The sequence below is a fragment of the Brevibacillus sp. AG162 genome, from assembly GCF_006715575.1.
Classification (GTDB): Bacteria; Bacillota; Bacilli; order Brevibacillales; family Brevibacillaceae; genus Brevibacillus; species Brevibacillus brevis.
In genome coordinates this window covers 114,433-135,913 of record NZ_VFNO01000005.1, presented here as the reverse complement: position 1 = coordinate 135,913, position 21,481 = coordinate 114,433, and the positions used below count along the sequence as shown (strand labels likewise).

Below are 21,481 nucleotides of genomic sequence, written 5' to 3'. Positions count from 1 at the left end.
TGCATAAGGGCAGGCTTCTCCTTGTGATGCGCTATAATGAAGGCAAGAGATTGACGGGAGGGGGAGCCAAATGCCCTTGCGAGAAATTCAAGAAAGTGTACAACAGATTGCTTCAGCAGTTGCATCCGTTCTGCGCGTAGAGGTAGAGATTGCGGACAGTCAGTTTTTGCGGATCGCAGGAACGGGGAAGACTGAGGCTGGCGTTTTGCGGACGATGGCAGGAGAGGATCATATATACCGGGAGTCATTGCTCGCTGGGCATCCTGTTGTGATCATGCATCCGGGGCAGGATGAGCGGTGCCGTCCTTGTATGCATTATGGAAATTGCACGGAGACGGGAGAGATTTGTTGCCCGATTCAATTAGACAATGAAAATATAGGTGTGATCGGCCTGCTCGCTTTCGATGAGGAGCAGCGCGAGCGGTTGTTTGCGGATGTAGATGCGATATTGACCTATTTGCAAAAAATGGCCGAGCTGATCGCCATTAAGCTAAAAGAGCACTACTTGTACGTCGAGCAGTTGCATACGGTAGAAAAGCTGCGTGTCGTCATGGATGAAATGGACAAAGCCATGTTTCTCGTCGATCAAGACAATCGGATCATTCAGGCGAACCAGCGTGCCCGTCAGTATTTGCAGCTCGATTACGACGACAGTCAAACGGCAGAATGGATAAATGCTATTCGCTGTGCAGATACCGAGCAGTCTGCGCCAAAGCAGATCGTTTTGTCCATCGGGCAGGAAGACAAGACATTTTTGTTTGCCATCAAGCCCATTCTACAGGCAGGAACGGTCAAAGAATGGGTGATTACGCTTGATGATGTACAGGAAGTCGTGCAAATCGCAAGGCAAGTGAGTGGATACTCGGAGCCCGATCCTTTTCGGGTGATTGGTGGAAACAGTCCTGCGATTGTACAGGCGAAGGAAGTAGCAAGACGTGTGGCAGCCAGTGATTCGACTGTCCTGCTCCAAGGGGAAAGTGGAACCGGAAAGGAGCTCTTTGCCAGAGCCATTCATCAGTCAAGCCCGCGCCGTGACGAGCCGTTCCTTTCGATTAATTGCGCCGCAATCCCTGAGCATTTGATGGAAAGCGAGTTGTTCGGTTACGAGGAAGGCTCATTCACAGGAGCGCGAAAAGGTGGAAAACCGGGGTTGTTTGAGGTCGCAGGAAAAGGCACACTGTTCCTCGATGAAATCGGGGATATGCCTATACATTTACAGAGCAAACTGCTGCGCGTGTTGCAAGAAAAGGAACTGTACCGAATTGGAGGTAACGGCAAGGCCATACCTTTAGCAGCAAGGATCGTTGCAGCGACCCATCTGGATTTGCAGGAGCGGGTAGACGCGGGGGTGTTTCGGTTGGATCTGTACTATCGATTGCATGTGATTCCCATCCACTTGCCCTCGCTACGAGAACGTAGAGAGGATATACTGCCTTTGGCGAACGATATCCTTTTGGCGCATGCGAATCGGGTGGGGAAGAAGTTGCACGGCTTTTCCCAAGAGACGCAAAACGTCCTGTTTCATCACGACTGGAGAGGAAATGTCCGAGAGCTGGAAAATGTAATCGAGTACGCGGTCAATATGGAAGCAACCTCTTGGGTTCAGCCTTCGAGTTTGCCCATTCTAACGGGATTGCTGCGTGATTCTCCCCCGCATTCCGTTAAAGAAAGTCAGGGGCCATTCGACTGGCAAAGGCAAGGACTTACGCTGAAAGAACTGGAACGAGCAGCAATCGATGCCGCGATGCAACAAATCCGGGATAGAAACGGACGAAAAGAAGAAGCAGCTGCGCTATTAGGCATAAGCCGGGCAACGCTGTTTCGGAAACTGCGCGAGTACGGCCTCACCTGATCCGTCTTCTGGCTGATTTTTTGGGATTGCGTGGATAATGTGGTATGATGGTTTGGATGCATGAATGAGAGAATGGTAAAAGGAAGGAGTGCCAAAAGAAAATGAGAGAAGTATTGGGATGGATTCGATCGATAACCTTTGCTGTCGTTTTCGCTCTTGTCCTCGGAATCTTTGTATTTCAGCCGTTCAAGGTTGATGGGCATTCCATGGACCCTACCTTACAAGACGAACAGCGCATATATGTGTCTAAACTATCACACACGTTTTCTTATTTGCCAGATTACGGCGAGATTGTCGTGATCGACAGTCGGGTAGAGCGAGACCGTACATTGATGGACGATATCATGGGGCATCCCTTGGTGTCGCTGGTCACAGGTCAAGGCGATGATCACACGATGTATGTCAAGCGGGTCATCGGAAGACCAGGCGACGTACTAGAGTTCAAAGACAACAAGGTGTATCGAAACGGTGAGGCATTGAACGAAGCATACATCAAAGAAACGATGGAATATGTAGCGGACGGAAAGATCACGGTTCCAGCCGATCATGTTTATGTCATGGGAGATAACCGGAATCACAGCACAGATTCCCGCGATATTGGCTTTATTCCGCTGGATCATGTGATGGGAACCATGATCGAAAATCCTTTTAAGAAGTAAGAACGTGAAGGAGAAAAGGTTGTCCATTTATGGGCAACCTTTGTTTCATAGAGAAAGATGTCTCACTCTTCTGATAGCTTTAAAAAGGAGGCCAGCCTATGCCCAGCATTTTGATAGCGGATCGGGACCAGAACGAACGAATCGGGATCGGATGGCTCGTCAGCAGCTATGCCATTCCGTATGACAAGGTGCATAGTGCCGGGACCATGGAAGACGTTTTCGAAATGATGGAAGCGCATACACCGGAAGTGCTCTGTATTGAACTGGACATGATCGGGCGCGGGCAGTGGGACCGGCTGAAGCTGCTGGTGGATCAATATCGTCCGACCGTTGTGGTGACCACATCAGAGGCGACGTTTGAGCGGGCGATGCAGGGGATTGGACTTTTCGCACGCGATCTATGGCTGAAGCCACAGACACCGGAATACATCAGGAGAATCCTGACGAGATGCTGTCAGGAGCGCTTGGATCGGAAGCGAATGAACGAAGAGAAGGGAAGGGGATCGGGATCAGGCGATAACAGGGATGTCTCGTATCTTGACCTGTTTTTTCCCGGGCATGCACAAGCCAAGTCCTATTCGCTCATGCTGGCTCAACTGGAAGATCCGAAGCGGCATCCGGAGCTGCTTCGTTTTTTTGAAGAATATCCGTTTCGCGACAAGCCCGATCTTTTGCCGCTAGGGGAGACGATTGTGGGGGTTTTTCCAGTGGATGCGGCGGTCTCGCCTTCTTGGCTCAACCAAATTGGCAAGCGTTTGCTGATGGACTGGGAAGCAAACAATGATGCGCCACTCTTTTTGGTCATGTATGACGCAAGCAGCCACGAACAGAGCTTGAACGAAACGTATGCGGAAGCGAGCCAAGCTCTGCAAGTCCGCTTTTTCAAAGGATATCGGCAAGTGACGGTCGTGGATAATCGCGTGAATTGGACCATGATTGACCCATTTTTGACACCCGCCGAACAGCGCACGTGGGTTGAAATGCTGGATGAAGGCAATCGGGAAGAGTTGAAGCAGTGGCTGTATACTCATTTCTTTTACAAGGAAGAGCCCTACCCGGAGCCGGGACTGTTGCGTATTCGGCTGACGAGTATTTTGGCCCAAGTCAGGCGCTACATGATATCACGAGGTCTTGATTCCGCCCCTTTGGAAGAGGAGTATCACCGGGTTTTCGAAACGATTCTGTACTCGCCGATCTTGTATCGGATCGTAGTGGAACTGCTGCTATTTATCAATCAACTGCTCGATGAGGCACATCATCCTATCGACGAGTCCCGTGTAGATGTCGTGGAACAGGCGATTCGCTATATAGAAGGGCGTTACACCGATCCTGCACTACGCCTGGAGGAGGTTGCACGGTATATCGACCGCAGTCCTTCCTATTTCAGTACGCTGCTCGCGCAAAAGCAAGGAAGCTCTTTTCGCCAAATACTCACATCGTTGCGGGTAAAAGAAGCACGCCGATTGCTTCTTGAGACATCCCTGTCTGTCCAAGAGGTGGCAGAGCGATGTGGATTCATTAACGCCAATTATTTCAGTAAAATTTTTAAGGAAAAGACAGGGACAACTCCACGTTTGTTACGAAATCAAAAGAAAAGATAGAAATCGAAAAAAAAGACAGATTTTTTCGTCAAACCATGAATGCGGTTGCAAGTGAATCGAAAATAGAGGCACCAAATCGAAAGCGCGGTGCCTTTTTTGTTTTCCCTTGCTTTTTTACAATGGAGCTAAGAAGTACATCCTTTTAGAAAAGCAGGTGGAAATGATGACGACGACACAATCCGTTGAGCAATTGATCCAAGCCTTTTCAGGTACCCAATTACATACAAAGGGATGGGTACAGGAAGCTGCGCTGCGCATGCTTTTGAACAACCTCAATCCTGATGTAGCTGAGCGTACAGAGGATCTGGTCGTATACGGCGGAATTGGCAAGGCGGCACGGAACTGGGAATGCTTCGATGCAATTGTCAAAACATTGCAAACGTTAGAGAGCGATGAAACACTCCTCATCCAGTCTGGGAAGCCGGTTGCCGTATTCAAATCGCATACCGATGCGCCGCGTGTGCTACTGGCAAACTCGAACCTGGTGCCTGCCTGGGCGAATTGGGAGCATTTCCACGAGCTGGACAAAAAGGGTTTGATGATGTACGGACAAATGACAGCGGGAAGCTGGATTTACATTGGCAGCCAGGGCATCGTGCAAGGGACGTACGAGACGTTTGCAGAACTGGCACGCCAGCATTTTGAAGGCACGTTGACCGGAACGATTACCGTGACAGCAGGCTTGGGCGGCATGGGTGGTGCGCAACCGCTGGCCGTATCGCTCAATGGCGGTGTGAGCATCAATATCGAGGTGGACCCGACCCGTATTCAACGCAGATTGGACACGAAATACCTGGATGTGATGACAGAGAGTCTGGACGAAGCGATCCGTTTGGCGGAAGAAGCGAAACGCGACAAAAAAGGCATTTCCATCGGTCTGTTGGGCAATGCACCCGAAGTGCTGAATGCCATGCTGGCTCGTGACTTTATCCCGGATGTGCTGACGGACCAGACCTCCTCGCATGATCCACTCAACGGCTACATTCCCATCGGCATGTCACTGGAGGAAGCAGCCGAACTGCGGACACGCGATCCGAAAGCGTACGAATCTCGCACAAAAGCAAGCATCGCTGAACACGTTCGCGCCATGCTCGCGATGCAGGAAAAAGGAGCAGTCACTTTCGACTATGGCAATAACATCAGGCAGGTGGCAAAAAACGAAGGTGTGGAGGATGCGTTCCGTTTCCCTGGCTTTGTGCCAGCATACATCCGTCCGCAGTTTTGCGAGGGCAAGGGGCCGTTCCGTTGGGTAGCACTGTCCGGCGATCCTGAGGATATTTACAAGACAGACGAAGTCATTCTTCGTGAGTTTTCCTACAACACGCATCTGTGCAACTGGATTCGCATGGCGCAGGAGCGCATTCAGTTCCAGGGACTGCCTTCCCGCATTTGCTGGTTAGGCTACGGCGAGCGTGCGCGTTTTGGTCAGATCATCAATGAGATGGTGGCCCGCGGAGAGCTTTCGGCCCCCATTGTCATTGGGCGTGACCATCTGGACTCCGGTTCTGTCGCTTCGCCAAACCGTGAGACGGAAGCAATGAAGGATGGCAGCGACGCGGTTGCGGACTGGCCGATTCTCAATGCCATGATCAATGCGGTAGGCGGAGCGAGCTGGGTATCTGTGCATCACGGAGGCGGCGTGGGCATGGGCTACTCTCTCCACGCCGGAATGGTCATCGTGGCTGACGGAACACCTGAAGCAGCACGTCGTCTGGAGCGCGTCCTCACGACTGATCCAGGCATGGGCATCGTCCGACATGTCGATGCAGGGTACGACCTCGCGATTCAAACAGCCAAGGAAAAAGGCGTCCACATTCCGATGATGAAGGAGTAAGAGCCATGACTAAACCTGTATGGATTCGCCACGCCAGTCAGCTTGCCACGCTGGCTGGCGGCTCCTCTTCCCCTGTTGTAGGAGCGCAAATGAATGAATTGTCGATCATCGAGGACGGAAGCATCTGGCTGGAGGACGGCGTCATCCAGCGTGTAGGAACAGATGAAGAGCTGACGCGTTACTATCGAGACCGTACGCATGAGGCGCAAATCATCGATGCTTCGGGCAAGCTGGTTACACCAGGGCTGATCGATCCGCATACACATCTGGTGCACGCGGGCAGTCGGCAAAACGAGTTTAACATGCGGCTAAACGGTGCGACCTATATGGAGATTATGAACAATGGCGGCGGGATTCACTCGACTACCGCGGCGACGCGCGCAGCTACCCATGAAGAGCTGTTTGCCCAGAGCAAGCAGCGTCTTGACCAGTTTCTGTTGCATGGGGTCACAACCGTCGAGGCGAAAAGCGGCTACGGCCTGACATTGGAAGATGAGCTGAAGCAGCTGGAGGTCGCCAAGCAGTTGCACGAGGAACATCCCATCGACATCGTCAGTACCTTCATGGGTGCACATGCGGTGCCGCGTGAATACAAGGAAAATCCGGATGCGTTTGTAGACGTGGTCATTGAGCAAATGATCCCAGAGGTTGCTCGTCGCAAGCTGGCTGTTTTTAACGATGTGTTTTGTGAAAGAGGTGTGTTCACTCCGGAGCAGTCCCGACGCATTCTCGAAGCGGGGGTCCGTCATGGGTTGCTGCCGAAGATTCATGCGGACGAAATCGAACCGTATGAAGGGGCAGAGCTGGCAGCTTCGGTTGGCGCGGTATCTGCGGATCATTTGCTGCGCGCTTCAGACAAGGGGATTGAACAGATGGCAGAAGCGGGTGTCATCGCTGTGTTACTGCCCGGTACGGCGTTTTTCCTGATGGCAGAGTCAGCCAATGGCAGGAAAATGATTGATCGTGGCGTGGCTGTCGCGATTTCGACGGATTGCAATCCGGGCTCGTCTCCAACTGTTTCGCTCCCACTCATCATGAATCTGGGTTGCCTGAAAATGGGGATGACGCCAGCCGAGGTGCTGACGGCAGCTACCATCAACGCCGCTCACGCAATCCGCTGCGCGTATGAAGTCGGCAGCCTTGAGGTCGGGAAAAAAGCAGATGTCACGATTTTTGACGTTCCTGATTTCATGACCTTGCAATATCGTTATGGGAGTAACCACGTAAACACGGTAATCAAAAACGGAACAATCGTCGTTGCTGGGGGAAGACTGGCGTAATACTAGAGAGAGCAAAAGAAAAACGGGTAGAAGTGGGGGAGACCGGCTTGTTTTTGAAATGGGGGGACATGTATGGGCAATATTTCGAACAGCAATCTTGCACCTCATCCTGGTCAGCAAGCCGTATCCACCACGCATGCTTGGAAGTTTTTTGTTTTTAGCCTCATTGGCATTTTCGTTTTTTTTATTCCTGTTACCATTAACAACACAAGCTCCATTATGCTCGATCACATCGTGACATGGGTTCGGCAAATCATGCCGAGTGCGATACCGATATATGCTTTGCTTGTGATTGTGCTTGGAGCCATTTATCCGTTTGTGACGGGCAGTTGGAAGCAGAGCAAAGTAAACCTCGTCTTTTCTGCGCTAAAAGTACTGGGTGTGCCTATCGCTCTGTTGATCTATTTTCAGGCGGGTCCTGCATGGCTGCTGGACAAGAATATGGGGCCATTTCTCTTCGAAAAGCTGGTGATTCCCGTAGGTATGGTAGTCCCGATCGGCTCCGTGTTCTTGGCGTTGCTTGTTGGCTACGGCCTTTTGGAATTTATCGGGGTACTGGTTCAGCCGATCATGCGCCCGATTTGGAGAACACCTGGCCGCTCTGCGGTAGATGCGGTGGCTTCCTTTGTGGGGAGCTATTCGATCGGTCTTTTGATCACGAACCGGGTATTCAAAGAAGGCAAATATACGATTAAAGAAGCAGCCATTATTGCAACAGGCTTTTCCACTGTATCGGCGACATTTATGATCGTCATTGCGAAAACTTTGGATTTGATGAATTACTGGAATCTTTATTTTTGGGTCTCGCTCGTGGTGACGTTTCTCGTAACGGCAGTGACGGTGCGTATTTGGCCGCTGTCCAATATGAGTGATGCATATTACCAGGACAACGGCGATCCGGAGAAAGTGATTAAGGAAAAACGGTTGCGCCAAGCGTGGATAGAGGCTATGGAAGCTGCGGGAAAAGCGCTGCCGCTAACGCGGAACATTTGGGAGAATTTGCGGGATGGTTTCATCATGACCATGAGTATTCTTCCATCCATCATGTCGGTCGGCTTGATCGGGTTGGTATTGGCCGAATTTACCCCTTTGTTTGATTGGTTGGGGTACTTGTTTTATCCGATTACATGGCTCTTGCAAATTCCAGAGCCGATGCTGGCTGCAAAAGCATCAGCGATCGAAATTGCCGAGATGTTTTTACCTGCTCTGCTTGTGGTAAAAGCACCTCTGGTCACCAAGTTTGTCATTGCAGTTGTTTCGGTTTCTTCCATTTTGTTCTTTTCCGCGACAATTCCTTGCATTTTGTCCACCGAGATTCCGATTAGCATTCCAAAGCTTCTGGTGATTTGGGTAGAGCGTACGATTCTAACCCTGCTGCTTGTGACCCCTCTAGCTTTCCTGCTTCTGCCATAAGCAAGAAAAGTGGTATGATGGTGGCAGGTTCGAACAAGCAGAGGAAAGAGGGGGTAGTCATGTCAGGATTCGGAATATTCCGTGATGTGGTCACGTCAGAGCAGCAACTGCGCGAAATGGTCGGAGAGCCAAGTCGTCTCGTACAGAACAAGGCGATCACTCAGTTGGATGACCATAGCCGCAAGTATATTGCCCAATCACCATTTCTCATCATTGCCACAGCAGACAAAGATGGCCATTGCGATGCTTCGCCACGTGGTGATGCGCCTGGCTTTGTGCATGTCGTCGACGATCATCATCTGGTGATTCCCGAGCGCCCAGGAAACAAGCGGATGGACTCCATCACGAACATTTTAGTCAACCCGCATATTGGGCTTATCTTTTTAATTCCTACGCTGGAAGAGACGTTCCGTGTGAACGGCAAGGCTTGCATTATTCGCGATGAAGAAATACTGGCGAAGATGGCGGTTAACGGGAAGGCGCCTACGCTTGGGATCGGCGTAAAGGTCGAGGAGTGCTTCGTCCACTGTGCAAAGGCATTTATGCGTTCTGGATTATGGAAGCCGGAGTCGTGGCCGGCAGAAGGGACGACTCCTAACGTCGCGCAAATGCTGGCAGATCATGTGAAGTTACCAGGTGTGACGGCAAAAGAAGTGGCGGAGGGTTTGCAAGACAGCTATACAAATCGATTGTACTAAGCATAGGAAAAACGGCAGTTCTCCCATTTCGTTTTGGAGCCTGCCGTTTTCGGTTTATTCAGGGATAGGGTCATCTACCAACCACCCAGTGTTGGAGCTGCCGCAGTAATAGCATTCGACTGTATAAGAGGGCATGTTCGAATAGCGTATATGTTCCGGGATTAAGAAGGATGGGTCTACGGTTCCGGTTCCCCCTGTTGGGGTTCCTTTTGTAATGCCTCGGAAAATGACCTTGATATCATAACCTGGCAGATGTGTCATATTGCTCAATCTAGCGGTCAGTCTAGCTTTGAGATCACCCAGTGGGGCGCGGGCCCTATTTTCGGCAGCGGTGTACGGCCAAGGGTTTTCAGGATGATACTTTTGAATGACGATGACATACTCTTTATATCGATTCATATCTCGCCGCTTGTCTAATTGACCGATCGCTTCATGAATCCGGGAGCCAAATTGGGAATCATCATGAGAGCTGATTGTCTTGATCTCCATCGCCACTCGTTTTTCCTCGTATAAAGCAGTTGAATCATCCTCGTTCTCATCCACCATGCGGACTTCTTCATCGTTGTCGCTTTGCTGCTTCTCCAAATAGGTGTAATCGATGTCAGGATCGGTGTCCTTATCCTTGCCGAAAAAGGGTGTGATATTTTCTCCGAATAGACGCTGTGCCTCCTCCAGCTCTGTATAGTTCCCCCCGGTAACCGAGAAAATATCAGAAATTTTGGAGTGCAGACTGATACCGTAACGTACTTTGTCAAAGTAGTTTTCTATGTCGTCCACTTGCTCAAAAAGCCCATTTACCGTTCCTTCATCCAGGTTGTTTGTTTTCTCCACATGTTTGTCCCACATTCTGCGTGCATCTTTTACATCTTCGTCCCAAGTGCCTTGAATAATCGGGGATGCTACAGACCCAGTAGCATCCGCACCCGTGCGATCCGTCATGGTTTCTGCCGCTGCCAGTGACCCATAGCGATCAGCTTCCGCTTCCAGAGCGGGATCGTCATTAATGGGCAGGCTGGAATCAGGAACGTTCGCTTTTACCCGCCCTTGTCTTTGTTGGACCACATGTGTCAGCTCATGGCCGAGCAGCTGTTGCCCACTTTGCGTCTCTGGCTGATACGTCCCCGGGGCGAAGTGAATGTCATTCCCTTGGGCGAAGGCAACAGCTCCGATTTGGGAGGCAACAGACGATTCTGGATGAATCTGTACATCTGAAAAATCAGTATGGAAAGCCTGTTCCATTTTTGCTTGGACGGAATCGGGGAGTGAGCGGCCGCTGCCGGAAGAAAGATTCTCCGATTTTTGCAGAGGAGTCCTCGATAACATGCGCTGCACAGCCTGATTGCCAAGAGTCTTTTGCAGAGAAAGGATGCGGGACGAGTGACTCGCCTTTCTTTGGACCTTGCTTGGTTGAAGCATGGGCCCGGAAACAGGTGCCTGCGTTTTTTCATGAGTCGCATCCATAGACGGCTTGCTAGATTCATAGCGTCGCATTTTTACACCCCCTCTGCTTTTGTCACGTCCAACTGAACGGCTTCCTTTTGCTGTGCTTGATAGAAATAGAGATACAGATACGGGTCGACCAAATAGCTCGTGATAGCTCCAGTACTAGCGTATGTGGAAGATGTCTTGGGCAAAATGGCTGCTTTGCTGTCGAGCTCATTCCGATCTTCTTTGACGATCGAGATGACCTGTGGGTGATATAAGTGGACGGCAGTGACAATTTGCTTGCCAGGGTGTCCTGGTGCTGGTTCAAGTGTAAAAGCCATGTTCATGTCACGGTAGGTAAGTTTTTGAGACGATAAGGTGGCATCCTTCGCTGGTGGAGCTTCGGGGGCTTTTTGATCGGCAGGAGGAGGAACAGCATCTTCGGCTTCCCTCGGCGCGTCATCGTCGGGCTTGCCCATGATTTCCTCCAGCTTGCTCCTGGAGATGCCGATGAATCCTGGCAAATAAATACGCCCCTCGCGAAAATACCCTTTATACAGAGGCAAGCCGTCCTTGTCGTAGAGCACCCCGATGCCGTCGTAGGCACCTGCTCGAAATTGCCCTTGATACAACAGAGCGTCTTCGGCAGAACGAAGCTCTCCCGTTCCGTGATAATGCCCTTCGGCAAAGCCGCCTTTATACAGCGTTACGCCACTTGCATCTTTCAGTTCGCCCTGCCCGTGATACACACCTAGCAAAAAATCACCTTGATAAACGATGCTGCCACTGGTGGAGAATTTGGTTCCGGCTCCATTGAAGTGCCCATTTCGAAAATGACCTTCATACACGATCTTGCCATCCCGATCAAAAAGACTCCCGGCCCCGTTGTATCTGCCGTCGACAAATTGCCCTTTATACTGCACGAGCCCGTTTTCGTAGTAATCGGTACCTTCGCCGCCGTAGAATCCATTGTCAAACAGTCCGTCGTAGAGCAGCTTTCCATCCTTCGTAAAAAGTCTGCCAGACCCGTTGTACACGCCGTTTTTAAAAGCGCCTTCGTATTTGATTGCGCCGTTTGTGTACCATTCCTGACCGGCTCCATCCGGCTTCCCGTTTTTGAAATCTCCTTGAAAAATGACTTGCTGGTTGTCGTTGTACAACGTTCCCTGACCAGCGTAAATGCCATTTTCAAACCCGCCTTGATAGACGAGAACGCCTTTCCGGTATCCTTTGCCTAAGCCTTGTGGAGTGCCGCTTTTGAACTCGCCGCTGTATAGAAGCTTCCCATTGTCGTCATAGAGTTCGCCTTTTCCGTCATACAGACCATCCACGAGCTGGCCGGAATAGATCATCGTGCCTTCCGGGTTGTAGATGATCGCTAGACCCGTGTCAGAAATCTGTTGATTGGGAGTTTTTAGGTGAATGACGATGGGACGCTGCAAAAAGCGGTTAAGCGCATCGGGAGGATTGATGAACAGGAAGTAGGCCAGGAGAAGGAGGAATAGTCCTGTCAAAATGAGAAAGCGTTTGGCGATGTAAAAACGGCCGATATGCACGTAATCTTTGAGTGAAGTTTCTTTTTTGGTGAATAGTCCGGCAATGCCATTCTTGATCCAATCGAGGGCTTGCGTGGGGAGGGCGGCTCCTTTTTTTATCCAATCCTGCACCCATTTTTTGAGCGGATTGGTGAGCGGGTCGACAATCGTTTGTTCCGTTAGCTTTTGGAGTTGTTTGTCCATATCATATCCTCCCTACCTGTCAGGGAACCTGAATCGTCGCTTGACCGGGGTTCGTGATCTGGATGACGCCACCCCAATTGCACATGAGCTTGGAGGATTGATTGAGGGCAGGCATGTTGGCGACGAGAACAGTAGGAGAGCCGGGAACCCAAGGGGCGACGGTTACAGGAACGCAGGGGACCGGAGTGAAAACGCCCAGCTTCGCCGCTGTGGCTGCTGCGACCTGAGGGTTGGACATCGTATTGCACATCCCGAATGGAAGGATGTTTACCATCGGTTTATTGTCCATAATGTTTGCGATCGGCATACTGGTTGTGACGCGATTCACCGGGAGCACCATGAGTGAACTGGGAGCAGCACCGAAGCTGCACTGTACCATGGCTCCTCCGCAGACGAGTTGTCCCATGAAGCCAACTCCTTTACATAAGTCATCTGGTAAGATATTGAAAATCAATCTGTATAGTAGTATAAATGTCAAATAGAGAAGATGTATAGCGGAATTTGTAATTTTTAGTATAATGTTGCTTGGTATCATTTTCGAAAATACGTTTTCGAGAGATGGGAGAACCGCAAACGATGGGAAATAACAAGAAGTATTCCTGGTTGACCGGACTGCTGATTGTATTTGTTGGGATCGGCTTGCTGCTCGCTTGGAACGTGGATAGAAGCGGGAAGCAGGACGTACCGTTTCAAGGGATCGACAGCATCGCGGTCAACAGTCAAAAGGATGTCGTCCTCATAACGGATGGACACCAAAAGCTGACGAGCCTTTACCCCGATCGGTCGTTAAGGTACCAGCAAGTACTGGAGCAAAATCCAGAAGAAGGCTTGGAAAATTTCACAGAGGTAGCCATCGACGAAGAAGGTTATGCGTACGTGCTGATCACAAAGCTTGATAGCTTTGGTTTGCGGACGGTATCCGAGAGAATCGTGCGAATGTCGCCAGATGGAGAAATCGTACAAGTCGTGTATGAAGATTCATACGGAGCAAACAGCCCGTACAAGCGAATTGGCAAGGTACGCTCCCTGCAAGTCGCGAAAGATCGTCTTTACTTTTATGTGTATCAACACCCTGAAGTGATTGCCTATCAATCTGTACCCTCTGATTCACCCCCCACACAACTCTATCAAATCCAATTGCCTAATGAAGTATACGTCAATGAAATCACAGGAGTAGACCCGCGGCATACCTATGTCACTACCAAGCGAGGAGAGGTTTTCCAGGTCGACGTTCCCCAAGGAAGCGGGGAAGCTCAAGTGAAAGGTCCGCTCTACATTCACTCCGAACGGTCCGAAAAGAATCATACCGTCCCCAATCATGTCAAAGTGGGACCAGCAGGTCGTCTCCTTTTCTACAATTCTGATCAAAATGTCATGGAACGCTTCGATCCCGCACATCCAGATGAAATCGCCTTGATGGTGCCTTCCAAAACATTCGAGCAGATCAAATCGAGCGATAGCAGTGCTTTAACGGCGTTTGCTGTAACCCCCAATTATGAGATCGTAGTGGCCACGGATAGTCAGCTCGCCTTCCTGGATCAACAAGGAAATGTGATAACCAAGATCACTTCCCCGTCTGTATCTGAAAAAGACCGCTTGAAGGAATGGAGCTGGTGGACAGGATTGGGTGTGGAAATTCTCCTTTTTTGTGTCATTCAGTATCTGCTGTTTCGCCTTTTCCGGATTCCGTTGATTATCAAGCAAACGATTGTGATAGCCCCACTGATTGTTGTCCCCGTATTCCTTCAACTGGAGGGAACGAAGCTGACCTTCGCGTTTATGGAGCAGGAAAATCAGACCGATCTTCGTCTCCAAGCCTATGTGATTTCTACTCTGATCGAAGGGGACAAGCTGGATGGAATCAACGGGGCCATTGACTACATGAATGCGGATTATCAAGCAGTACAGGCCAACCTGAAAAAACTGGAGGTCCCAGATGATGTGCATGTGAACAGGGGGCTGTACAAAACGATTTACAAATACAAAGATGGCGAATTGTTTCTCATGATGGATGACAATGACAGCGCAGAAGTGTTTGAGAATGTTGCCATAGATGACGAGTTCCGCAGTGTGGTCATGAAGCGGGAGATCGTCTCGGGTAAAGCCCAGGATCGGACAGGCTACTGGATGTACGCGATGGCTCCGATCTACAGCTCCTCCGGCAAGCTATCGGGTGTGTTGGAGCTGGGTCGAGAAATGAACGGGGTCCGCATGCAGCACAACGAAATGTCCCGTGAGCTCGGCCGTGGCGCTGCGCTGGTCTGGTCGATTTGTGCGAGTCTATTTTTCCTTTTCTCGTGGCTGACCTACAGAAACATCCGCAATCTGCAAACGAATGTCTCTGATATGGGAAAAGGCGACTACAGCGTGGTGGCCAGGGTTCGCTCCATGGATGAAATTCAAAAGCTGGCAGAAAGCTTCAACCAAATGGCAAAGCGCATTCGTCAGTACATTTCGAATATCACGAGGATGAGCGAGGCGAACAATCGCTTTGTGCCGCAGCAGTTTATCCATTTTCTCGGGAAGGAAAGCATACTCGACGTGGAGCTTGGTGATCAGGTTGAGCGGGAAATGGCCGTTATGCGCATGAGTCTGCAATCGTTTCATGCCATCTCTCATCGTCTGCGTCCAGAGACGACCTTCCGCGTCATCAATGCGTTTCTCAAGCGTTTTGCTCCGATTGTGAACGAGAATCAAGGGATGATAATCGAATATCTCGATCCCGGCGTGCTTGCTGTTTATCCAAAAGAGGCGAAAGATGCGTTGGATGCAGCCGTACAAATGCGCCGAACGTTAGCAGATTATAACGAGCAACGGGCGGAAAAAGGATACGATTCGATTGAATTGCGGGTGGCTCTGCATCACGGTCCGCTGATGCTCGGGATTATTGGCGAGGCGACGCGGCTAGAGGCTGCGATCATATCGGATCACGTCCGCGTGGTCGAGAAAATGGAAAAGATGGCGGAAACGCTCGGAGCCTGCATCCTGATGTCCGATTCGCTATTTGCCGGGATGGGGGGGAGCACTCCGTACCGATATCGTGATTTAGGCTGGGTGCATATCGAGGGAGAGGCTCAGCCGATGCATTTGTACGACGTATACGAGGGGGACGCTGCCCAGATTCGCGCGCACAAGGATGAGACGAAAGAATTGTTTGAGCAAGCGATTGCGATGTATCAAAATGGGAGGTTTCACGATGCACGCTCCGCTTTTCTGTCCGTCATCAAGCAAAACAGATGGGATCAGGCGGCGCGACAGTATTTCTACTTATGTGACGAATACGCCCAAAAAGGGGCCGAACGAGATTGGTCTGGCGAGTTGAAAATATCGTAGGAGCGGTGAAAAAGCGAAATGACGAGTCCCGAACCGAATCACAAACAGTGGAACTATTACGAAGAAATGCTTCGATGGCTGGATATTCATCTGCTGCGCTTGCTGGCTGTGCGAGCGCAGCAGGGGGATGATTATCCGCTTGATCAAATGAGGGGGGTGATTGTCACAGAGGAAGAAGTCGTGCAATTGCTCGATGCAGCCCCGCCGGCAACACAGCTATGGGAAGCTTTCTCAGAGCGGGTGGCAGCATGCGAGGAACAACTTGATGCACTGCACATGCAAAAAGCGGGTAGCGTACCGATTCTGGCAGTGGCAGACGCTTTTTCGCTTAACCGATTCGAGTTGGGAAGTTTATTTCTTTGCCTGGCAGTCGAGCTGGATCGAAAGTACGAAAAGCTGTTTGGCTACCTCCTCGATGATATTACATGCAAGTCGCCTACTCCAGAATTGGCGATGCAGCTATTTTGCCGGACAGCGACCGAGAGAATAGAGGCATGGACTGCGTTCACGCAAAAAAGCAAGCTGGGGCGGCTGCTGCTTTTTACCGAGGCGGACATGGGGGGCAGCGGCTCTTGGCTCTCTAGGCCGCTCAAACTGGATGAACGTATGCTGCACTTTTTGACGACGAAGGATGGAGGGGATGCCAGTCTGCCTCCTTGGCAATTTTGGAGCTTGCCAGATCAAGAGTTGGAACCGTTGGTAGGGGAGAGCGCGAATCATTTGCAGGAGCGCTTCGAAACATTGTGGGAAACAGCAGGAGCAGATTCAGAGCGGCTTCTTCTGCATTTGCATGGTCCGGCTGGCGTTGGCAAAAGGCATCGAGTCAAGCATCTGTTTCATCAAGTCAGGCGACCCGTGCTGTTCATCGATGCAGAGCGCTTGATCCGGGAGGAAGCTTTTTCGCGCAGATTACAGCAGGTCATGCGGGAGGTGCAGCTGCGTCGGGGGGTGCTGTGCTTGCATCAGTTCGAGGCTTTTCTGACAGAAGATGGGCAAACAGCTGGGCGCAAGCAGCTGGTGATGGATGAACTCGAGAGCTTTTCAGGTCCCATTGCCATTGTGGCGAAAAGTCAATGGAAGCCGGAAAATGCCCTGGGGAAGCGGATTTGGCTGGAAATGGAGGTGCCTAGTCCAGATGAAACGGAAAGGAGGCGATTATGGGAGACGGGCAGTGCAGAAATGAGCTTTTCACAGGATATTGACGTTGGTGTTTTGGCAGGGAAATTCAAGCTGAATGCCGGGCAAATCTACCAAGCGCTTCACAGAGCAAATGAGATGGCGATGCAGACGAAAGAAAGGATCATTACGCAAACGCACCTCCATGAAGCTTGCTTCCTGCAAATGAGACATGCGCTAGAAAAGCACGCCACACGTTTGAGACCCACATACAATTGGGACGATCTGATTTTGCCTGAGGAGCAACTGACTTTGTTGCGGAACGCCTGCAATCAGGTGACCTATCGAAATGTCGTTTTGGGAGAGTGGGGCTTTGGGCGAAAGCTTTCCTATGGCAAGGGCGTTAGCATGCTGTTTGCAGGTCCTCCGGGTACGGGCAAGACGATGTCGGCGGAAGTCGTGGCAAATGAACTGGGTCTGGAACTTTTTAAAATTGATCTGTCGCAGGTAATCAGCAAGTACATAGGGGAGACGGAAAAAAACCTCCACCACATTTTCCAAGAGGCGAAAATCGGCAATGCCATCCTCTTCTTTGATGAAGCCGATGCCCTTTTTGGCAAGCGCTCAGAAGTCAAAGATTCGCATGACAAATACGCGAATGTGGAAACAGCCTACTTGCTGCAAAAGATGGAGGAGTACGAGGGGGTCTCCATTTTGGCGACAAATCTCCTGCAAAATTTTGACGAGGCCTTCATGCGCAGAATCAACTACGTGGTGAAGTTTCCTTTTCCCGAACCATTTTATCGCGAAGAAATATGGCGCAGCATGTTCCCGGCCGATACGCCGCGAGCTGCTGACATCGATTTTGAGTTTCTAGCATCCAAGCTGCACATTGCTGGGGGCGGGATCAAAAATGTGGTTCTCGCTGCCTCTTTCTTGGCTGCATCGGAAGGCACGCCCGTCTCGATGAGTCATTTGATTGCGGCTGCGAAGCAGGAGTTAAAAAAGACGGGTAAGCTGCTATTGAAAGAGGATTTGGGGGAGTACGCCAACAGGTAGTGCGCATCAAAGAAAATATGCAATTTTACAAAATTAGATAAAAATTCATGTAAAACCATTAATTTGAATGTTATGATAAGGATATTCTGTCAAATAATGTCGAGGTGAACGGGTATCAGCCAGTACACCGCTATTGCTGAAGTAGGAGAGACGCTGCTCGCTCTTTTGCGAAAAGAAATGACGCCGGAGCCGATTAGCCAACCCGAGCTGATTGGTCTTAGCTCACCTGCCCAGCCAGGAGATTTGGCGTTAGCCTTGTTTTTATACGAAATCCGGGAAAGTCAGGAGAGGCAGCACATGATGATCAGTGAAGGTACTGATCAGTTGCGATATCCCCCCATGACGGTCAATCTATCCTACATATTGACCGCCCATTCTCCAGCAGAACAGCATACCCGCATACTGGACGAGCATCGCATCCTCGGGCGTGCCATACAGGTTCTCTACGACAACGCCATTTTGCGTGGCGATCAGCTCCAAGGCTCCCTTGCCAACATGGATACAGAGCTACGTGTCGTCGTGGAGCAGCCTCCTGTTGATAAACTCATCCAACTCTTTCCACATGTTCCGTACAAGCTATCCATCGGCTACTCGGTAGGGCCGGTTCATATCGATTCCACCCGAGTTCGTTCAACGAAGCGCGTACTGGAACGGGATATTCGCATACGAGGGGATGGTCATGGTTAATGGATCAGCAATTCCAAGTGCGCATTCGTTCCGTCTTCTCGTATGCCGTCCGTCTGGTGGACATGTATACAAGAGGAGCCCCTTTTCGCTCGAGCTTGTCTGTTCGCTTGGCGAATCATCCACAAGTGCCCGTATGCAAAGGGGATGGATGGTATATCTTTACTGACTTGCCTGATGGGATTTACACGCTCACCATAAGCAGCCGGGAGTATATGGATCGCTCCGTGCCCTTCTCTGTGATTACTGGGAGCACATCTTCCACGGAGTCAATCATTTACTTGCATCCGAGTCCAGCCTATCCATTCCGGGCAGGAGAATCCCTTGTTCGAGGGAGGGCTTGCGTGGAGGATGGTTCCCCAGCTGGCGGTGCCTTTGTGCAGGCTGTCATCTCGTATGAGCGAGATACCCCAGTGAGATTGGCCGAGGACGCTGACAAAGAGGCTACGGAGCTAATCGTAGCCAGTAAAAAGGGTCAAGTCGATTTGGCTGACGCTTTTCTTCTCGAAACACCCACATGCAAAGGGACGATCATTCGTTTTGCAAGTCCCCCAAAAGGTCGGGTTTATCCCTTGACCGAACCTCTTTCATTTGCCTACCCAAGAGGCACTGCCTTACTCCCTCTGCTCGAAACGTATAGCGACGACAGAGGAGAATTCGTAGTTGCCCTTCCGTTGTTTCTGGAAAAAACTCATGCGCGTATGAAAATTGAAGTGCGGCGGGAAGAAGCCGCTGGTTTTGCCGAGCTTTCCATTCAAGCCGGTACGACCCAATCCATAGGTATCATCCAAATGAACAGACCCAAATAGGGTGATCCGGCAGTTATTTGGCGTCGGTCCAAGACATCCTGCTGCCTGATTATAGAGCAAGACTCACATATCAAAACGGCTTTTTTCGTAAGTGGTAAAGCTTGTGATGAAATTATTCGGAGGGAGGGACTGATTGCAGGTTTCTGCTGCTGATACATGCGGAACTCTCCAATCAGGTTACGATGCCAGAGTACTTATCACCAGGGGTGTATGTCGAGGAGTTTGATAGTGGCCCCGTTCCCATGGAGGGAGCGAGTACGAGCACGGCGGGCTTTATCGGGCTGGCCCAAAAAGGACCCGTTGCGGGATTGCCTGAGCTGATTACAGGTGTCAATGATTTCCGCAAGTTGTTCGGTTCCTATTTGTCTGAAAATGCGTTTGGCGAATACCGCTATCTCGCCTATGCGGTGGATCATTTCTTTCTGAATGGAGGCTCCCGTTGCTATGTGATGCGGGTAGCGCCAGCAGATGCGAAGCCGGCTTCCAATGAAGGCAACAGCGAAGGGGCTGTCCTTCGGATTACGGCAAAAAACCCGGGGGCATGGGGAAATCAGATCCGCGTAAATTTGATTCCGTCGAGCAAGGCAAAAACGCAGATTTATGAGCAGCTAGGCGAGGCTCCCAAGTACCGTGTGAAAAACAGTGTAGGCTTTCAACCAGGTGATGTCGTTTCTTTCTATGACGGTGATACCAAGCAGTACAGCGAAGTGGTTTCATCCCAAGACAATGTGATCGAGCTGTCAGCCGTGCTTACAGGAGACGTCATCGATAACAATCTGCTGCCGGTCAAAATTCTCTCGACGTGCGAATTTACGGTGCAAGTCTTCTACAACGATGAGGCCGAAGAGTTCGACAAATGCTCGCTCAATGTCTCTGCTGCCAATCATGTCAGCAAGCTGTTGTCCAAGAGCAATATCGTAGAGGTCGAAGCGGGTGCTGCCCCAGCGAGCCCAGAAGTCATCCCGCCTTTTACCGTTATTTCAGGGATGGCGGAAGAAACCCAATCCGAGGGCGGAAAGACGGAATTCGGTCTGTATCAAATCTCTTTGGCAGGGGGCAGCGACGGTTCTGTCGCCAATCTGTCAGCAGGCGAATACATGGGGGAGGACCATGGACCGGGAAAACGTACCGGAATCCAAGCCTTCATCGATAATGACGAAGTGAGCATTATGGCTATTCCTGGCGTGACAGACCCGAATGTGCAGCTCTCGCTTGTGGCCCATTGTGAAAACCTGAAAAGCCGCTTCGCCATCCTCGATATCCCACGCGACAAGAAAAAAGTAAGCGATGTGTTGACGCATCGCAATATTTTCGATACGCAATACGCTGCCATCTACAATCCTTGGCTGCAAGTGTTCGATCCGCTGGACAAGCGCAACATCTACATTCCGCCATCAGGCTCCATGGCTGGCATTTACGCACGCTCGGACAACACCCGCGGCGTCCATAAAGCCCCGGCAAACGAGGTCGTGCGCGGCTGCACAGGACTGGATTGCCAGTACAATACGGGCGAACAGGATATTTTGAATCCGAAGGGAGTCAACCTGATTCGCGCTTTTACGGGGCAAGGAATTCGTGTCTGGGGTGCGCGGACGATGTCATCCAATGGGCTATGGAAGTACATAAACGTACGCCGCCTGTTCATTTTCCTCGAACAATCGATCAAAAACGGGACAAACTGGGTGGTATTTGAGCCAAATGACGAGAGGCTGTGGGCCCGCGTCCAACGTACGATTGATTCTTTCCTGACGCGTGTCTGGCGAGATGGCGCGTTGATGGGCTCAAGCCCGCAGGAGGCCTTTTACATCCAGATCGGCAGAAGCACGATGACGCAGGATGACATCGACAATGGCAGATTGATCTGTGTGATTGGTGTAGCTCCTGTCAAACCGGCAGAGTTCGTCATCTTCCGTATTACGCAAAAAACATCTGATCAGCAATAATTCACGGCGAAAAACGGTGTGAAGAAAGGGGTACAG

The 21,481-nt window shown here is 50.7% G+C and carries 15 protein-coding genes; 12 read left to right on the top strand and 3 right to left on the bottom strand.

Annotated elements, in window-relative coordinates; translation table 11 throughout:
* Positions 1 to 70 precede the first annotated feature (70 nt).
* From FB479_RS16890 to FB479_RS16860, 7 genes are all read left to right on the top strand, one after another.
* Positions 71 to 1,852 carry a sigma-54-dependent Fis family transcriptional regulator gene (locus tag FB479_RS16890; protein ID WP_142066066.1) on the top strand — a complete coding sequence of 594 codons (1,782 nt, stop codon included), beginning with the start codon at positions 71 to 73 and terminating at the stop codon, positions 1,850 to 1,852.
* A gap of 101 nt (positions 1,853 to 1,953) precedes the next feature.
* The gene (gene lepB, locus FB479_RS16885; RefSeq protein WP_142066065.1) at positions 1,954 to 2,511 is read left to right on the top strand and encodes a signal peptidase I; all 558 of its coding nucleotides are present in this window, start codon (positions 1,954 to 1,956) and stop codon (positions 2,509 to 2,511) included.
* A 98-nt stretch (positions 2,512 to 2,609) separates the two neighbouring features.
* Complete coding sequence (locus tag FB479_RS16880) at positions 2,610 to 4,112, top strand: helix-turn-helix domain-containing protein (protein ID WP_142066064.1); 1,503 nt, start codon at positions 2,610 to 2,612, stop codon at positions 4,110 to 4,112.
* Between the two features lie 163 nt (positions 4,113 to 4,275).
* Entirely contained in the window at positions 4,276 to 5,946 is a 1,671-nt protein-coding gene (hutU, locus tag FB479_RS16875) for a urocanate hydratase (protein ID WP_106654516.1), read from the top strand.
* 5 nt (positions 5,947 to 5,951) lie between these two features.
* The gene (gene hutI, locus FB479_RS16870) at positions 5,952 to 7,226 is read left to right on the top strand and encodes an imidazolonepropionase (protein ID WP_142066063.1); all 1,275 of its coding nucleotides are present in this window, start codon (positions 5,952 to 5,954) and stop codon (positions 7,224 to 7,226) included.
* Positions 7,227 to 7,298: 72 nt separating this feature from the next.
* Positions 7,299 to 8,639, top strand: a complete 1,341-nt coding sequence (locus FB479_RS16865; protein ID WP_106654518.1) for a YjiH family protein — start codon at positions 7,299 to 7,301, stop codon at positions 8,637 to 8,639.
* Positions 8,640 to 8,698: 59 nt separating this feature from the next.
* Entirely contained in the window at positions 8,699 to 9,337 is a 639-nt protein-coding gene (locus FB479_RS16860) for a pyridoxamine 5'-phosphate oxidase family protein (protein ID WP_142066062.1), read from the top strand.
* Positions 9,338 to 9,391: 54 nt separating this feature from the next.
* Here the strand turns inward: FB479_RS16860 and FB479_RS16855 are convergent, their stop codons facing one another.
* From FB479_RS16855 to FB479_RS16845, 3 genes are read right to left on the bottom strand one after another with little or no spacing between them, the layout of a single operon-like run.
* Entirely contained in the window at positions 9,392 to 10,828 is a 1,437-nt protein-coding gene (locus FB479_RS16855; protein WP_142066061.1) for an eCIS core domain-containing protein, read from the bottom strand.
* Between the two features lie 2 nt (positions 10,829 to 10,830).
* Entirely contained in the window at positions 10,831 to 12,501 is a 1,671-nt protein-coding gene (locus FB479_RS16850) for an MORN repeat-containing protein (RefSeq protein ID WP_142066060.1), read from the bottom strand.
* 19 nt (positions 12,502 to 12,520) lie between these two features.
* Positions 12,521 to 12,907, bottom strand: coding sequence for a DUF4280 domain-containing protein (locus FB479_RS16845; RefSeq protein WP_142066059.1), 387 nt, complete (start codon positions 12,905 to 12,907; stop codon positions 12,521 to 12,523).
* A gap of 170 nt (positions 12,908 to 13,077) precedes the next feature.
* Here FB479_RS16845 and FB479_RS16840 point away from each other — a divergent pair, with 170 nt between their 5' ends.
* The 5 genes from FB479_RS16840 to FB479_RS16820 all read left to right on the top strand — a co-directional run bounded on the left by FB479_RS16840 (position 13,078) and on the right by FB479_RS16820 (position 21,445).
* Positions 13,078 to 15,834: an adenylate/guanylate cyclase domain-containing protein gene (locus FB479_RS16840; RefSeq protein ID WP_142066058.1), complete on the top strand. Its 2,757-nt coding sequence runs from the start codon at positions 13,078 to 13,080 to the stop codon at positions 15,832 to 15,834.
* An 18-nt stretch (positions 15,835 to 15,852) separates the two neighbouring features.
* Complete coding sequence (locus FB479_RS16835) at positions 15,853 to 18,009, top strand: AAA family ATPase (RefSeq protein WP_142066057.1); 2,157 nt, start codon at positions 15,853 to 15,855, stop codon at positions 18,007 to 18,009.
* 114 nt (positions 18,010 to 18,123) lie between these two features.
* Entirely contained in the window at positions 18,124 to 18,696 is a 573-nt protein-coding gene (locus FB479_RS16830) for a Pvc16 family protein (protein WP_142066056.1), read from the top strand.
* On the top strand, positions 18,696 to 19,502 hold the full coding sequence (locus FB479_RS16825) for a hypothetical protein (protein ID WP_142066055.1): 807 nt from the start codon (positions 18,696 to 18,698) through the stop codon (positions 19,500 to 19,502). The genes FB479_RS16830 and FB479_RS16825 overlap by 1 nt, the downstream gene beginning before the upstream one ends.
* A 182-nt stretch (positions 19,503 to 19,684) precedes the next feature.
* Entirely contained in the window at positions 19,685 to 21,445 is a 1,761-nt protein-coding gene (locus FB479_RS16820; RefSeq protein ID WP_142066054.1) for a phage tail sheath subtilisin-like domain-containing protein, read from the top strand.
* The last annotated feature ends 36 nt before the right edge of the window (positions 21,446 to 21,481 follow it).